This window comes from Streptomyces sp. CB02400, assembly GCF_001905725.1.
Taxonomy (GTDB): domain Bacteria; phylum Actinomycetota; class Actinomycetes; order Streptomycetales; family Streptomycetaceae; genus Streptomyces; species Streptomyces atrovirens.
In genome coordinates this window covers 126,437-140,183 of record NZ_LIWB01000016.1, presented here as the reverse complement: position 1 = coordinate 140,183, position 13,747 = coordinate 126,437, and the positions used below count along the sequence as shown (strand labels likewise).

Annotated in this window: 16 protein-coding genes and 1 pseudogene; 4 read left to right on the top strand and 13 right to left on the bottom strand. The window is 71.2% G+C overall.

What is annotated here, in order from left to right; translation table 11 throughout:
* The 4 genes from AMK33_RS30875 to AMK33_RS30860 are packed head-to-tail and all read right to left on the bottom strand — an operon-like array spanning position 1 to position 2,076.
* The gene (locus AMK33_RS30875; RefSeq protein ID WP_073936291.1) at positions 1–510 is read right to left on the bottom strand and encodes a GNAT family N-acetyltransferase; all 510 of its coding nucleotides are present in this window, start codon (positions 508–510) and stop codon (positions 1–3) included.
* Positions 507–926: an arsenate reductase ArsC gene (locus tag AMK33_RS30870; RefSeq protein ID WP_073936290.1), complete on the bottom strand. Its 420-nt coding sequence runs from the start codon at positions 924–926 to the stop codon at positions 507–509. The genes AMK33_RS30875 and AMK33_RS30870 overlap by 4 nt, the downstream gene beginning before the upstream one ends.
* Positions 926–1,699, bottom strand: coding sequence for an aquaporin (locus tag AMK33_RS30865; RefSeq protein WP_073936289.1), 774 nt, complete (start codon positions 1,697–1,699; stop codon positions 926–928). The genes AMK33_RS30870 and AMK33_RS30865 overlap by 1 nt, the downstream gene beginning before the upstream one ends.
* The gene (locus AMK33_RS30860; protein WP_073936288.1) at positions 1,696–2,076 is read right to left on the bottom strand and encodes an ArsR/SmtB family transcription factor; all 381 of its coding nucleotides are present in this window, start codon (positions 2,074–2,076) and stop codon (positions 1,696–1,698) included. The genes AMK33_RS30865 and AMK33_RS30860 overlap by 4 nt, the downstream gene beginning before the upstream one ends.
* Positions 2,077–2,162: 86 nt before the next feature.
* Between AMK33_RS30860 and AMK33_RS30855 the strand changes: the two genes are divergently transcribed.
* Positions 2,163–2,636, top strand: coding sequence for an ArsI/CadI family heavy metal resistance metalloenzyme (locus AMK33_RS30855; RefSeq protein ID WP_073936287.1), 474 nt, complete (start codon positions 2,163–2,165; stop codon positions 2,634–2,636).
* A gap of 130 nt (positions 2,637–2,766) precedes the next feature.
* On the opposite strand, the gene AMK33_RS44995 is transcribed toward AMK33_RS30855, so the two are convergent.
* The 3 genes and pseudogenes from AMK33_RS44995 to AMK33_RS40675 all read right to left on the bottom strand — a co-directional run.
* Entirely contained in the window at positions 2,767–3,435 is a 669-nt protein-coding gene (locus AMK33_RS44995) for a non-ribosomal peptide synthetase (protein ID WP_327380095.1), read from the bottom strand.
* Between the two features lie 563 nt (positions 3,436–3,998).
* Positions 3,999–4,343: a hypothetical protein gene (locus tag AMK33_RS30845; RefSeq protein WP_073936285.1), complete on the bottom strand. Its 345-nt coding sequence runs from the start codon at positions 4,341–4,343 to the stop codon at positions 3,999–4,001.
* 17 nt (positions 4,344–4,360) lie between these two features.
* A pseudogene (locus AMK33_RS40675) lies at positions 4,361–4,570 on the bottom strand (IS5/IS1182 family transposase); the annotation flags it as partial.
* A 53-nt stretch (positions 4,571–4,623) separates the two neighbouring features.
* Between AMK33_RS40675 and AMK33_RS30840 the strand changes: the two are divergent.
* Positions 4,624–5,211 carry a DinB family protein gene (locus AMK33_RS30840; RefSeq protein ID WP_073936330.1) on the top strand — a complete coding sequence of 196 codons (588 nt, stop codon included), beginning with the start codon at positions 4,624–4,626 and terminating at the stop codon, positions 5,209–5,211.
* Positions 5,212–5,420: 209 nt separating this feature from the next.
* On the opposite strand, the gene AMK33_RS30835 is transcribed toward AMK33_RS30840, so the two are convergent.
* Positions 5,421–6,911 carry an FG-GAP repeat protein gene (locus tag AMK33_RS30835; protein ID WP_073936284.1) on the bottom strand — a complete coding sequence of 497 codons (1,491 nt, stop codon included), beginning with the start codon at positions 6,909–6,911 and terminating at the stop codon, positions 5,421–5,423.
* Positions 6,912–7,038: 127 nt separating this feature from the next.
* Entirely contained in the window at positions 7,039–7,458 is a 420-nt protein-coding gene (locus tag AMK33_RS30830) for a hypothetical protein (RefSeq protein ID WP_073936283.1), read from the bottom strand.
* 144 nt (positions 7,459–7,602) lie between these two features.
* On the opposite strand from AMK33_RS30830, the gene AMK33_RS30825 reads away from it, so the two are divergent.
* Complete coding sequence (locus tag AMK33_RS30825; RefSeq protein WP_073936282.1) at positions 7,603–8,778, top strand: hypothetical protein; 1,176 nt, start codon at positions 7,603–7,605, stop codon at positions 8,776–8,778.
* Positions 8,779–8,866: 88 nt separating this feature from the next.
* On the opposite strand, the gene AMK33_RS42535 is transcribed toward AMK33_RS30825, so the two are convergent.
* Together AMK33_RS42535 and AMK33_RS30815 are read right to left on the bottom strand one after the other, a co-directional pair.
* On the bottom strand, positions 8,867–9,571 hold the full coding sequence (locus AMK33_RS42535; RefSeq protein WP_073936281.1) for an SsgA family sporulation/cell division regulator: 705 nt from the start codon (positions 9,569–9,571) through the stop codon (positions 8,867–8,869).
* Positions 9,572–10,448: 877 nt separating this feature from the next.
* On the bottom strand, positions 10,449–10,847 hold the full coding sequence (locus tag AMK33_RS30815; protein WP_073936280.1) for a hypothetical protein: 399 nt from the start codon (positions 10,845–10,847) through the stop codon (positions 10,449–10,451).
* 267 nt (positions 10,848–11,114) lie between these two features.
* Between AMK33_RS30815 and AMK33_RS30810 the strand changes: the two genes are divergently transcribed.
* Complete coding sequence (locus AMK33_RS30810; RefSeq protein WP_073936279.1) at positions 11,115–11,651, top strand: DUF4240 domain-containing protein; 537 nt, start codon at positions 11,115–11,117, stop codon at positions 11,649–11,651.
* Between the two features lie 182 nt (positions 11,652–11,833).
* Here the strand turns inward: AMK33_RS30810 and AMK33_RS30805 are convergent, their stop codons facing one another.
* Complete coding sequence (locus AMK33_RS30805; protein WP_073936278.1) at positions 11,834–12,907, bottom strand: alkene reductase; 1,074 nt, start codon at positions 12,905–12,907, stop codon at positions 11,834–11,836.
* A 339-nt stretch (positions 12,908–13,246) separates the two neighbouring features.
* Positions 13,247–13,726 (bottom strand): MarR family winged helix-turn-helix transcriptional regulator, encoded by a 480-nt coding sequence (locus AMK33_RS30800; RefSeq protein WP_073936277.1) that lies wholly within the window; start codon positions 13,724–13,726, stop codon positions 13,247–13,249.
* Between the last annotated feature and the right edge of the window lie 21 nt (positions 13,727–13,747).

Here is a 13,747-nt window from a genome sequence, read left to right as displayed (position 1 = left end):
TCAGTTCACGCCGGGACTGCGGCGCTCGACGAGGACGACGTCGCGCCAGGTGCCGTGGTGGCGGCCGATGCGCTCGCGCGTGCCGATGGCGCGGAACCCGGCCCGCCGGTGCAGGGCGAGGCTGGCGGTGTTCTCCGGGAAGATGCCGGACTGCACCGTCCAGATGCCGGCGGCGTCGGTGGAGGCGAGCAGGGCGGTCAGCAGGGCCAGGCCCACCCCGCGGCCTCGGGCGTCGGGGTGGACGTAGACGGAGTGCTCGACGACACCGGCGTACGCGCACCGGTCGGAGACCGGCACCACGGCGGCCCAGCCCAGGACCCGGCCGCCCTCGTCCAGCGCGACCAGGCGGTGCTCGTCCAGCTTGGCGGTGTCGAACACCTCCCAGGTCGGGGCGGTGGTCTCGAAGGTGGCGTCGCCCTCGTCGATGCCGAGCCGGTAGATCGCCAGGACCTGCTCGGCGTGCTCCGGCCGCAGCGGGGCGATGCGCACGCCGGTCTCGGTGGCCCTCACGCCGCCGCCTGGATGCCGAGGCCGGCGAGCAGGCCGCGGACGCGCCGCTCGATCTCGTCGCGGATCGGCCGGACGGCCGCGACGCCCTGCCCGGCCGGATCGTCGAGCTGCCAGTCCAGGTACCGCTTGCCGGGGAAGTACGGGCAGGCGTCGCCGCAGCCCATCGTGATCACGACATCCGAGGCCCGCACCGCTGCGGTGGTGAGGACCTCGGGGGTCTCGGCGGAGATGTCGATGCCGGCCTCCTTCATGGCCTCCACGACGGCCGGGTTCACGGTGTCGGCGGGGGCGGATCCGGCCGAGCGGACCCGGACCCGGTCACCGCCGAGGTGGGTGAGGAAGGCGGCGGCCATCTGGGACCGGCCGGCGTTGTGCACGCAGACGAACAGCACGGAGGGAACGGCAGGGGTGCTCATCAGGCCAGGGCGCTTTCTTCGGTGGAACGGGCGGGAGCGGCGGGCTGTTGCCCGCCATGGGGGACGACGGCCTGGTCCTCGCCCGCGGCGGCCGGGCGGCCGAAGCAGACGACGACCAGGCCGAGACCGGCGGCGGCGCCGAGCAGCTGGGCGGCGAGGAAGGGCGGCACGGAGGCGGGGGCGATGCCGGCGAAGGTGTCGGTGAACGCCCGGCCGATCGTCACGGCCGGGTTGGCGAAGCTGGTGGAGGAGGTGAACCAGTACGCCGCCCCGATGTAGGAGGCGACCAGCAGGGGCGCCAGGTGCGCCCGGCCGGCGCGGGCCAGGCCGAGGACGAGCCAGACCAGCCCGGCGGTGGCCACGACCTCCGCCAGCCACAGATGGCCAGCGGACCGGTCGTGGGTGGAGAAGTGCACCAGCGGCTTGCCGAACATGGCGTCGGCCAGTACCGCGCCGGCGATGGCCCCGGCGGCCTGGGCGGGCACGTACGCCGCGACGTCGCGCAGGGCGAGGGCGTCACTGGTGCGGCGGCCGGTGAACCAGGCGGCGAGGGTGACCGCCGGGTTGAAGTGCGCCCCCGACTCCGAGCCGAGCAGAGCGATCAGCACGCCGAGACCGAGGACGGTGGCGAGGGAGTTGGCCAGCAGCTGCACCCCGACATCGTGGGTCAGTTCGGTGGCCTGGATCCCGGATCCGACCACCACCGCGACCAGCGCGGCCGTCCCCAGCCCCTCGACCGCCGCCCGCCGCAGCAACGGCACGGGCGCGCTCACGCCGGGGCCTTCGCGGACACGGCGGGAATCTCCAGCAGCGCGGACAGCTTCGCCAGGGCCTCGGGCAGCACCCAGTAGTACACCCAGGTCCCGCGCCGCTCCGAGCCGACCAGCCCGGCCTCCCGCAGCACCTTCAGGTGGTGGGAGATCGTCGGCTGGGAGACGTCGAACGGGCCGATGAGGTCGCACACGCACGCCTCACCGCCCTCGTGGGAGGCGATCAGCGACAGCAGCCGCAGCCGGATCGGGTCCGACAGCGCCTTGAACATCCGCGACAGCTCGGCCGCGGCCTCCTCACCGAGCGGCTCGCGGACCATCGGCGCACAGCACACCGCCTCGTCCTGCTCGAGCACCGGCAGACCAGCTTGCTTCGACATTCCTCAATATTGACAGCCGTCGATCCCAGTGGCAAGGTCGGCTGTATCGATAGACGTCGAAACAAGTTGTCCGATGGGAGACCGCCATGTCCCGTGTCCAGCTCGCCCTGCGCGTAGCCGATCTCGAAGCCTCGATCACCTTCTACTCCAAGCTGTTCGGCACCGAGCCGGCCAAGCGCCGCGAGGGCTACGCCAACTTCGCCATCACCGAACCCCCGCTCAAGCTCGTCCTCATCGAGGGCGGGACCGGCGAGGACACCCGCCTGGACCACCTCGGCGTCGAAGTCGCCTCCACCGAGCAGGTCGACGCCGCCACCACCCGCCTCAAGGACGCCGGCCTGGCCACCTTCGAGGAGAACGACACCTCCTGCTGCTACGCCCTCCAGGACAAGGTGTGGGTCACCGGCCCCGGCAAGGAACCGTGGGAGGTCTACGTCGTCAAGGCCGACGCCGACCAGCTGGGCAAGAGCCCCGTCTCCGGCGGCGATGCCTGCTGCGCCGGCCAGGAGGAGAGCACCGAGCCCGCGCCGACTGCCGCGGGCTGCGCCTGCGGCAGCTGAACGGGACCGCTCGTCCTTCTTCCGGTTCGTCCTCCTGCGCGGCATCGGGGCCGCGCAGCGGGCACAGCTCCTGGCCGGGGCCGCCGGCCAACGACAAGCCGGGCTTCCGAACTCACAAGGAGGCGACGGACTACGTCATCAATTCGATGTGGGGGTGCTCGGGCGCCGCGGGGCAGATGGAGAGGTGCTGCCTGTAGCCGCTGCCGATCTGGACCGCGGTGGGCCGCCCGGGGTCGAAGTGGTCCAAGTCGGGGGACGGCTCAGCAGCCGGGTTCTCGTACGGGGACCAGCTGCGCCCCTCGTCGTCCCCTTCTTCGAACGTGGCGATGGTCAGCAGGACTTCCATCCCGGTGCCGCATTCAGGGCAGGGCCGCGGGCTGGGGTCGGTGGAGTCCCAGGCGGGCCAGCCGCCGACCTTCCAGCCGGGTGCGTTGGACAGCACACAGTCGTAGTACGTCTGCGGGTCCATATCCTCCTCGGCTGCCTGTGGCACACTCCACTGCCTGAGCTGCTCCTGCAGTTCCGTACTCAGTTCCAGGTGGTCGGGATATTCGGTGATCTGTTCCGGGTGGAGCAGGCACGGCTCGGGCAGGTAGCCGTCGAACTGCATCGCGGGTGGTTCGGGGGGTGTGCCGAGGATGTCGGTGACGGTGGCTGCCGACCGCCAGAACAGCGCGGTCCTGGGCATGATCGGATGGTCGAAGGGGCACCACAGAACCTGCAGCAGGTCCGTTCCCTCCGGCGCGCGCAGATCGGGCACGTCCCGTGCGTACAGTTGCGCCACGGGCAGCATCGCCATGGAGCCGTCGTACGGCCGGACCGCCGGCCTCACCGGAAACCTCCGAGGAGGCCGGATCCGCTCGAGGGTCTCCCGTTCCTGCGGGGTCACGTCCCTGCCGCGCGAGGCGGCATGGATCCGTCGTTCCAGCCGTACATCCGCCGGGGACAGGACCGGGTTCATTCCGTCCACTTCATGAGGGCCTTCGCAGTGGGGCCACGGCTCGTCGGCGGGCCACAGCAGCGGCCCGCCGATCGAGCTGTCGTACCACGTCGGCGCCCCGGGCCGGGGGTGCAACCGGGTCGCCGTGCGTGCCAGCGGGACCAGTTGAGGGAAAACCGCGGCAACATCGAGCGGCCGTGGCGGAGTGACAGGAGTGACATTCATGCCACGATCTTGCCGACTGCCTCTGACAACGACCCTCGCAGCCGCCCCAGGCACTCTTTCCCATGGGGGCCTTGCAGAACGATCCTCTTGTGGCACGGTGGAGTCGTGCGCGTTGTCGTGCTGTGGACGGTGATCGAACCGCTGCCGCCCAGGCACCACCGGGCGCGGTACCCAGGGCGCGCACGCCCTCGCACGGCTCAGCGCGGGAGCCGCAGCACAAGGGAGGTCAACTCCTCGGGGAACTCGTTCGTGTGACGCTCCGCGAAATACCGCACGGTGCAGGCCGCCGAGACCAGCTCCACATCCGAGTACCCGCCGTCTTCGAGCATCCCGGCGGCCATGCCGAGCGGCACGGCGAAGTCGGCTCGGGCCTCCGGCGACATCGCCTCGACGATGCCGGACTCGTCCTCGACGAGCACCAGGTCCACAATCTGGCGGAGCGTCTCCGCCATGACCGGCAGGTCCACCTCCCGGACAATGCCGGCCATGTCGTGGTACTCCGCGAACCCGAACCGATTGATCCGTTGGTACTCCGCGCTCATGTCGTGCCCTTTCGAGGCCTTGTCAGACCCAGCCCCGATCCATGTGGCTGACCGGGCCGGGCGGTCTTCGGGTCGATGCCGCGCTCGCGCGGGCGGCGCCGATACACGTCGTGGTCGTCACCGCGGTCGGCGTACGACGAGCGGGGCCTGCGCCGGGGCCGGCCCCGCTCGCCCCGCACCGGTGGCAACCCGTCGACCAGCGGCAGCGGCTGGGTCACGTCGTTGTGGACCATGTACGGGATCTTGAGGCCGCGAGCAGCCCATGGCAGGCTCGTTCCGCATGATCGATGAATTCGCGAAGGACCACCTGCACGGGAGACTGCGGCGGGACCGCGAGGCGCTGCTCTGGAAACTCGACGGTTTGTCCGAGTACGACGCCCGCCGGCCTTTGACAGCGACCGGGACCAACCTCCTCGGCCTGGTCAAGCACGTGGCCGGCGTCGAGGCCAGGTACTTCGGCGAGGTCTTCGACCGCCCTTCCCCGGAACCGCTGCCCCGGTGGCAGGACCACTCCGACGGCAGCGATCTGTGGGCGACCGAGGACGAGACCCGCGATCAGATCATCGGGTTCTACCGGCGCACGTGGGAACACTCGGACGCGACGATCAACGAGCTTCCCCTCGACGCCCCCGGCCACGTGCCGTGGTGGCCGGAGCCTCATGCCGACACGAACCTGTTCGCCGTCATGGTCCATGTCCTCGGCGAGTCCATCCGGCATGCCGGGCACGCCGACATCCTGCGCGAGGGCCTCGACGGCCGGACCGGATTGCGCGCCGAACACGAGAAGCAGATCGACGAGAAAGCCCGTGCAGCCTACTGCGCGAAGATCGAGCAGGCCGCCAGGTCGGCCGCACCGATCAATGCTTAGAGGCCGTCCCACGTGACTTGATGTCCGTGCGGCACGATGCCGGTCGCGGGTGCTGATCTGTCGAAGCGTCTGGTTCCTGATGGACTCCGGGAGCCGGCCGCCCCGTTGCTGCCCGTCGTTCGCTGCTCGTCCGCAAGGTGGTGGGCCCGCTCCGTGCGACGAGCGGGCCGTGTCCGCCACAGGATCGGCGGAGCGGCACAGGCGTCGGCTCACTCGTCGATCGACGTACCGAAGCGCGCGTCGGTTCCGGAAGCGCCGAGTGAGCCTCCGCCGTACGACCACGATCCGGTGCTCACCGTCCCGGCCGTGGAGGCGGCGAGCCACCAGACCACCCCGTCGTCGGTGTTCTCGCCGGGTGCCGCGGCCAGCAGCTCGGAGCGGCCGTCGGCGTCCGTGTCGGCGAGCCGGACCTGTCCGCCCCAGCGGTCCCCCTTCTCCGCCGTGCCGGGCACGCCCGCCGAGCTCTGGTCGAAGGACTTCGCGCCCACCGCGGTCAGCCCGGCGGCCGAGCCGCGCAGGATCCGCACCCCGCCCGCGTCCGCCACGGTGCCGATGTCCTCGCCGGGCACGCCCACGGCCAGGTCGGCGTAGCCGTCACCGTCGATGTCGGCGAGGGAGACATCGGCGCCGAAGCCGTCGCCCAGTTCGGCGGTGCCCGGCACACCGGCGGTGTACTGGGCCCACACCTGTGCGGGAGTGCCGAGTTCGTCCACGTTCTCCATGCCGTCCTCGGAGCCCAGGTAGACGCCGACGGTTCCACCCGTGAGGGGTTCGCTCTCGTCCTCGGGCTTGTCGGGCCTGCCGTAGACCAGGTCGTCGTATCCGTCGTCGTTGATGTCGCCGGAGGCCGTGGCGGAGCCGCCGGCGAGGTCGCGGGTGTAGGCCGGCCCGTCCGCGGCGCCCATGTACAGGGAGGAGCGTGGCCTGGGGTCCTCCTCCAGGCTGTTGCCGGACACGAGCAGGTCCGCGTATCCGTCGCCGTCGTAGTTCCCGGTGGTCAGGGAGGCGGGCTGTATCGAGTCGCGGCCGGGGACACCGGCGGTGTCGAGGCGGCCCGTTCCCTCCAGGGAGCCGGCGCCGTAGGTGAACAGGGAGGCGCCCCCGCGGTCGGCCACGGCGAGGACGTCTCCCGGTGTGGTTCCGGAGAGCCGGGCGGCGGCGACGGCCAGGCCGAACCGGGCGTCCGCCGCGGGCGCCTCCGACCTCAGGGTGGTGCTGCGGGCGGGGGTCAGTCCGGCCGGGGACCCGTAGAGGACCGTCACCCGGCCCGCGTCGCTCAAGGAACCCTCGTCCTCACCCGGCGCGGCGACGATCGCGTCGTCGTAACCGTCGGCGTCGAGGTCCCCCGTGGCCACGGCGGTGCCGAAGCCGTCACCGGACTCGGCGGAGCCCGGGACCCCCGCGGTCGCCTGACCGAAGACGGCGGTGCGGACCCGGGGGATGCTGGTGGCGGTCCCTATACCGCTCGCGGCGCCGTACTGGACGGTGACGTACCCCGCCCCCTTCTTGCCGCCGTCGGTGCCGCCCGGAGCGCCGGTCAGGACGTCGTCGTAACCGTCGCCGTCGAAGTCGCTGTTGCGGTCGTCGGCGTAGGTGCCTCCGGGCGTGCCCGCGAAGGCCGCGGGCGCGGCGGTGAGGGCCACACCGCTCAGCAGCAGGAACGATGCGGCGGCAACGGCCGTGGAACGTCTGTGGGTCATGATCTGCTCCCATGCGCGGGGCGACGGTGGGTCGCGGTCACAGGTTGGATCCATGGCACACAGGGAAGGTTGCGGCACGCCGGTCTTCTGTGACAGAGGGGTGACGCTGAGGCGGTGGACCGCGACGTCACTTCTGCCTGGCGCACTGGTCGATGGCGGTGGAGAAGACATCCACGAGTCCGGCGGGCATGGAGTAGCCCTTGACCTTTCCGAAGCCGGGCCCCTGTGCCTGGACCGGCGGCTGCATCCCGGCCGGCCACCAGCCCTCGCGGACGCCGCGCTCCAGAACGCGCTTGAGGGCGCCGCTGTGGCCGCGGAGGCTGCCGCCGTCGGTGCGGAGTTCGTCGTCGTCGACGAAACCACCGCGGGTGGCGGCCAGTTGGACGATGTGCCGTGCCCGAGCGGGCAGGGTCCGGTAGTACCGCAGGGCGCGTTCGACGGTCCAGGTGGCGTCGACGTCGACGTGGGCGGCGTGTTCCTCGAGGAGTGCGAGAAGCCGGTCCTGGAAGTCGTCGGTGGGATCGTCGACCGTGACGGTGATGCGCATGATTCCTTCCGTACCAATAGACGTGAACTGACGAGAACGGTAGCAGCGGTCCGTGTCCCGCCATCAGGAACCGCGCCGAGAAGGGCCTTGGACGTTACCCCTGTATAATTTCCCTTATACGAAGCTATCCTGAGGGAGGGGCACATGGCCGACTCCGTCGCCGTGGAAGTGGTCGACGCCGAGCTGGTCGACGAGGACGAGAACCGGGCGCTCCCCGCCCTCGCGGACACGCCGGCACACCGGCCCCTCATCGGCCGGCACACGCTGCTCCGGCCGGACGCCCCGATCCCGACGACGGCCGACCAACCGACCTACACCGAAGCCGACTTCCGGATCTCGCAGGAGACGGCCGACCTGATCGACGGGGCGCCGCCCGCCAACACCTCCCGCACGTACGGCTCGGCCCTCGGACAGTTCACCACCTGGTGCGCCGAGAACGGCCGGGTGCCGATGCCGTGCACCACGGCGACGTTCGTGGAGTACGTCGGACACCTGGTGCAACGGGACCTGGCGCCCGCGTCCGTCCAGGTCCACATGTCGGCGATCCGCTCCGCCCACTCCGACGGACAGCAGCCCGGAATGAAGGAGGCCCGGCAGGTCCTCCGCAGGCACGCCCGGGACTGGGCCCGGCGCCGCGCGCCCAGGAAGGCACCGCCGATCCGCACCGCGGCCCTGTCCGCCATGGTGGCCACCTGCACCGCGGCCGACGAGCGCGAGCAGCCGAAGGCCCTGAGGGACGCCGCGCTGCTCACCCTCGGATGGGGGATGCTGTCCCGCCGCAGCGAACTCGCCAACCTCCTGGTCGAGCACCTGGCCGTGGAGGACGACGGCGTGACCGTGCGCGTGGCGTTCTCCAAGACCGACCAGGCCGCCCACGGCGAGGACACCTTCGTACCGGCCGACCCGGAGGCCCCGTCCCTCTGCCCCGTCGTCCGCGTCCGCGCGTGGCTGGAGGAACTGCGCCGCCACGGCATCACGTCCGGCCCGCTGTTCCGGCACATCACCCGCGGCGGCACCATCCGCCCCCGCTCCGGGCCGCGCGGCGACTTCCTCAGCCCCGACGCGATCGGGAACATCGTCAAGACCCGCGCCCGGCTCGCCGGGGTCAAGGCGCCCGGCGGCCGCGCGGTGACCGCGCACGGCCTGCGCCGGGGCCCGGCACAGGAGATCTCCGAAGCAGGAGGAGACCCGACCGCCCAGGGCCGGTGGAAGCCCGGTTCCCCCACGGTCCTCAAGCACTACATCGAACCCGCCCGGGGCAGGACGAACAACCCCCTGCACGCCGCCCGCGCTAAGGCCCGCGAACGGAACGGCACCTGACTGGCCGTCACCCCGGTCGTCACGTGAGGACCGCCGGCGGGGCCCTCGACGGAGTCACCGCCCACGGCCGACGGATCCCCGACCCGGATCACCGGTCCCCCGGCCCGGGGCAGATGAACTCGGCGAGCTCGCGCTCCCACGCGTCGAGGGCACGGGCGTACAGGGCCGCCGACGGATGGAGTGTCAGCGGGTGGACGGCGTCGAGGAAGGCGTCGACGTCGTCACGCGCCGCGGACAGCAGTGCCGTTCCCTCCGGTGACCGCAGACGGACGAAGACGCGTCGCCGCTCGTGTTCCTCGTCCTGTGAAGGCCACACGATGACGTCCCCGATCCCCACGCTCTCGTGCGTGCCGTCGACGAGCAGCTCGTGAGCGAAGACCCATTCCCTCTCGTCGTCGGTCCCGTGGTTGAAGACGGCCGTGATCGCGTAGGGATCAGCGGTGCGATAGGTCAGCCGGACCGGGAGACGCTGTCCGGTGTCCTGCTCCGTGAGGTGCACACGCATCGAGAACCGGGCGTGCTGCTCGAGCCCGTCGCCCGCCTGCCTCCTCCAGAGCCTGAGCCGACCGGCGGCCGCGGCGACGGTGTGCTGCTCCTCCTGCCGCCGGCGGCCGGCCGCGCCCTCGGTGGTCGTTCTCGGCAGCAGCAGGCTGCTGCCCGGACGCGATGCGTAACCGTCCAGGGGTGGTAGGAGCGGCAGTCGGAGCAGGACGGCTCGCCGGTGCACCGGGTGCGGTCCCACGGCCGGGCCAACCGCCACCAGGAGGCAGACCTCTCCCGTCCCGGTGTCCATCGGCACGTCCGCGCCTGAGCGTGTCGCGTCCGCCAGGACTGTCCGGCCGGCGACGGACGGCGGACCTGCCGCACCGTGGGAGGAAAAGCCCGGACCCGGCGCCCAGGGGCGAGGCTCTTCTTCACCGGACCGCCATGGGCACAGGACGCGCACGGTGGAAGTCCACGGTACGTGCAGCAGCTCGGTCAGGCATGCCGCGGCCGACGGCCTCCGTCCGCCCGTGCTCATGCCGACGGACCCGCCCCCGCAGGACGTGACCACGCTGCCGAAGGCGGCCCCGGTGTCCTGAGGCACGGCGAGGCGTGGGCAGAGCGCGAGGGCGCGTGTCCGGTCTGCTCCCCACGTCTTCGCCCATGGCGGGCGACTCGGCCGCCGGGTCCCCGCCGTATGAACGACGAGTGGGTGGGCGTGACGGGCTGTCATGACGGACCGGTTCCACCATGGTTGCTCCGGAGCGAGGGGACCGGCCGGTTCCACGGCAGGTTCGAGCGCCCAGCGGGGTTCCGGAGCGGACGGCGCGCCGGCGAGCCGACGGCCCTCGTGGTGGATGATGAGGTAGGCCTCGGGAAGGGGTGGCACCGGCGGGGTGTGCCCCAGCGCCACGATGACGATGCCTGCCCGGCAGAGCTCGTCCCAGTCGCGGTGCGGCGCGGACTCCGTGATGTGCCAGCCGTCGGTCCACAGGTCGCGCATCCGCCGGTCGCCCAGCGGATGCAGCGAGAGGAGCGAAGACTCCTGGAGGTACGGCCGTGGCCTCCTCGGGGAGCGCCGGTTCGGCACCCGCGCTGGAGGCCGGTTCGGGGTCATGACTGAGTCGTTCGACCAACGCGGGCGTGGCGGCCGGGTCCCGGACGACCGGCCGACGGTGGTTTTCGGTTCACGCGCAAGGCCCAGGACCACCATGGGGATGGGGCCTCCAGGACGAGATGACGTCGTTCATGGGCTTGCCGTCCACCCATACGTTCGCGAGGTTGTTGATGTTCCCGGGGCCGAAGTGCACGAAGCTTCGCCCCTGGAAGTTGTTGTGCTCGTAGAAGCAGATCGGTGTGCTGGTCGGGTTCGCGATGGACGAAATGCTGTCCTGCGCTGCGGGGCTGACCTGCTTGAGGGCGTCCGACACGGTGGTCGGGGCGTGCCCACAGTGGTTCTGGTACGCGTCCCTGCAGACCGTGATCGTGTCGGCCGCGGCCGCGGTGCCCGGGAACGCGGCTACGGCGCCGACCGTCAGCGCCAGACATGTGGCGGCGCCGTAGATCGTGTTCTTGATTCTGCGCATGAGGTGCTGCTCCTCGTGTTCGGTCCGTTCCGCACGTCAGCAGGGTCGTCGAGCGACCGGTGCGGGAATGCGCCGATGCGTCCCCTCGGTGGAACCCGCTGAACGGTGGCGGGCGGTTGCGTCCGCCCGGACTCTTCGGGATCGTCGACCTCTTGACCACGTACACCCCTCAGATGTGACAGGGGGTCAGGGAGATCCTTGCTGCTCCGGTGGACAGAGCTCCCGGGACCGGCCCGATGTCAGAACCGGGTGCCATGCTCTGCCGCCATGGACAGACGGCAGTTCTGGCAGCTCATCGAGTCAGCCCGCAATCAGGCGTCCGACCCGGACGACGGCGAGGACGTCGCCGGCCGGGCGACCTCGCAGCTGGCCACGTACCCGGTTGAGGAGATCGTCGCCGCCCAGCAGGTGCTGTGGGACCTGATGGCGGACTCCTATACGAACCCTCTGTGGGCCGCCGCCTACGTGATCAACGGTGGATGCTCCGACGACGGCTTCGACTACTTCCGTGGCTGGTTGATCGCGCAGGGACGCGAGACCTTCGAGCACGTGGTCGCCGACCCCGATGCCCTGGCAGAACTGCCCGTCGTGCGGGCGGCGGCGGCCGGCGGATTCGATCTCGAGTGCGAGGAGACGCTGAGCATCGTCTGGAACGCACACATCGTGGCGACCGGCGGACAACTCCCCGACGACGCGTTCACCATCCGCTACCCGGAGCTGGACCCCGCCTGGAACTTCGATTTCGACGACCACGGCGAAATGACCCGCCGACTGCCCCGCTTGGCGGCTCTCCATCTGGGGTGAGCGGGGGCTCGCAGGTAGGCCGGACAGGTACTCCTCCAGGCCTCCCGGACAGTGAAGCGCACCGCACTGACGATGGGGCGACGTCCGGTCTGAAGCCGCAGGTCACAGCGTCGGTGCGGGCCGAGGGCGGCGAGAGCCGGGACGAGGGCGTCGCCCGGCTTTCCCCGCTCCGGGCCGGCACCCTACAGGTGCGGGTAGTCGGTGTAGCCGTGGTGGTCGCCGCCGTAGAAGGTGGCGGGGTCCGGTGTGTTGTACGGACCCCGGGCGGCCAGACGGGCGGGCAGGTCGGGGTTGGCGAGGAACAGCGCGCCGAAGGCGATCATGTCCGCGGTGCCGTCCTGGACCAGGGCGAGTGCGTCCGGGCCGGTGGGCTCGGGGTGGGTGAGCGGGTTGAGGATGAACGTGGCGGGCCAGGTCTTGCGCAGGCGTGCGGTCAGTGTCCGGTCGGCGCCTTCGATCATGTGCAGGTAGGCGAGGTCCAGGCCGCCGAGCTCGGTGACCAGGGTGGTGTAGGTGTTCTCCACATCCACCGCGTCCGTCTCGGCGATGTCGTTGTAGGGGTTTCCGGGCGAGATGCGGAAGCCGGTGCGGTGGCCGCCGATCGCTTCCGCGACGGCGGTGGCGACTTCCAGGCCGAAGCGGATCCGGCCGGCGACGTCGCCGCCCCAGTCGTCGGTGCGCCGGTTGGTGTCGGGTGCGAGGAACTGGTGGATCAGGTAGCCGTTGGCACCGTGGATCTCCACCCCGTCGAAGCCGGCGGCGATCGCGTTGCGTGCCGCGTCGGTGAAGTCGGCGATGGTGCGGGCGATGGCGTCGGCGTCCAGTTCCTGCGGGGTGACGAAGTCCATCGGCCCCTGGTGGGTGAACACCTGGCCCTTCGCGGCGACGGGTGAGGGCGCGACGGGGTTCAGACCGGAAGGAAGCAGACTGGGATGGCCGATGCGGCCGGTGTGCATCAACTGCGCGAAGATCACTCCGCCTTCACGGTGGACGGCATCGGTGACCTTGCGCCAGGCGGCCACCTGCTCCGGCGAATGCAGGCCCGGCGTGTCGGGGTATCCCTGGCCGACCGGAGAGGGCTGTATCCCTTCGGTGACGATGAGGCCGGCACTCGCGCGCTGGCTGTAGTAGGTCGCCATCAGATCGGTCGCGGTGGCTCCAGGTCCGTAGGCCCGGCTTCGGGTCATCGGTGCCATCACGATGCGGTTGGCCATCGGCCGGCCGGCCACATCGATCGGGGCGAATGCGTCCGTCATGGAAATCTCCCTGTTGTCGCGGAGGATGGAAGAGAAGAAGAGCCGGCTGCGGCGCGGCTGCTTTGCGGGCGGTTCCGGTGCACCGGCCGGGGCGGCGGGGGCTGCGCCCGGGTGGCGTCGGCGGGTCTGCGGCGCGCCGACGTGTGTGTACGCGCGTTCCTCCACCGCCGCGGTGATGCGCTCGACCGCCGCGGTGACGTGCTGCTCATGCGCGGCGTCGAGGCGTCCGCGGAGGGTTCTTGTCGCCCCGGGCGGCGAGGGCTGCCCTCGGGGCGCCCTCGCTCCGCGCGGGGTGGGAGGGCGGTTCGCCCGGCGAGTGGGCCGCCCGCCCGTGCCTGATCACTCGGAGGGTGCCTGCCGGCTGTGGTCCCTGACCGACTTCTCGATGGTGCGCGCACACGTGGTGAACATCTCGACCTGGTCAGGGGTCAGATCGCGTACGGAGATCTGCTCCAGGGTGCGCCACATGTCGGCGATGGGCTCCCGCAGGGCACGGCCGGCATCGGTGAGGCTGACCACCATGACCCGCCGGTCGTGGGGAGCGGGTTCCCGGGTGAGCAGTCCGGCCTCCTGCATGCGGCGCAGTGACTTGGAGACGGTGGAGTGGTCGAGGCCGACACGCTCCAGAAGCTCCGCCTGTGTCCGGCCGTCGCGGTCGAAGAGCTGCATCAGCAGCAGCTCCTGCCCCGGGTGCAGGTTCAGGGCGCGCAGCATGGCGGCGGCGTGGCCGCGGTGCGCACGGGCGAGCTGGAAGATGGCGTAGCTCAGTCGCCCGTCGCGCGCCGCGTCCGGTAGCTCCGGTGAGGTGGTGTCGGACATTGCTGCTCCCTGGTCGTACGG

What these genes read in the sequence shown, in the direction of transcription:
- AMK33_RS30830 (WP_073936283.1), bottom strand. Translation starts at nt 7,458, where the DNA reads ATGCGCATCACCGTCACGGTCGACGATCCCACCGACGACTTCCAGGAC.
- AMK33_RS30855 (WP_073936287.1), top strand. Translation starts at nt 2,163, where the DNA reads ATGTCCCGTGTCCAGCTCGCCCTGCGCGTAGCCGATCTCGAAGCCTCG.
- AMK33_RS30815 (WP_073936280.1), bottom strand. Translation starts at nt 10,847, where the DNA reads ATGCGCAGAATCAAGAACACGATCTACGGCGCCGCCACATGTCTGGCG.
- AMK33_RS30860 (WP_073936288.1), bottom strand. Translation starts at nt 2,076, where the DNA reads ATGTCGAAGCAAGCTGGTCTGCCGGTGCTCGAGCAGGACGAGGCGGTG.
- AMK33_RS42535 (WP_073936281.1), bottom strand. Translation starts at nt 9,571, where the DNA reads ATGGACACCGGGACGGGAGAGGTCTGCCTCCTGGTGGCGGTTGGCCCG.
- AMK33_RS30810 (WP_073936279.1), top strand. Translation starts at nt 11,115, where the DNA reads ATGGACAGACGGCAGTTCTGGCAGCTCATCGAGTCAGCCCGCAATCAG.
- AMK33_RS30835 (WP_073936284.1), bottom strand. Translation starts at nt 6,911, where the DNA reads ATGACCCACAGACGTTCCACGGCCGTTGCCGCCGCATCGTTCCTGCTG.
- AMK33_RS30870 (WP_073936290.1), bottom strand. Translation starts at nt 926, where the DNA reads ATGAGCACCCCTGCCGTTCCCTCCGTGCTGTTCGTCTGCGTGCACAAC.
- AMK33_RS30800 (WP_073936277.1), bottom strand. Translation starts at nt 13,726, where the DNA reads ATGTCCGACACCACCTCACCGGAGCTACCGGACGCGGCGCGCGACGGG.
- AMK33_RS30840 (WP_073936330.1), top strand. Translation starts at nt 4,624, where the DNA reads ATGATCGATGAATTCGCGAAGGACCACCTGCACGGGAGACTGCGGCGG.
- AMK33_RS44995 (WP_327380095.1), bottom strand. Translation starts at nt 3,435, where the DNA reads ATGGCGATGCTGCCCGTGGCGCAACTGTACGCACGGGACGTGCCCGAT.
- AMK33_RS30825 (WP_073936282.1), top strand. Translation starts at nt 7,603, where the DNA reads ATGGCCGACTCCGTCGCCGTGGAAGTGGTCGACGCCGAGCTGGTCGAC.
- AMK33_RS30805 (WP_073936278.1), bottom strand. Translation starts at nt 12,907, where the DNA reads ATGACGGACGCATTCGCCCCGATCGATGTGGCCGGCCGGCCGATGGCC.
- AMK33_RS30845 (WP_073936285.1), bottom strand. Translation starts at nt 4,343, where the DNA reads ATGAGCGCGGAGTACCAACGGATCAATCGGTTCGGGTTCGCGGAGTAC.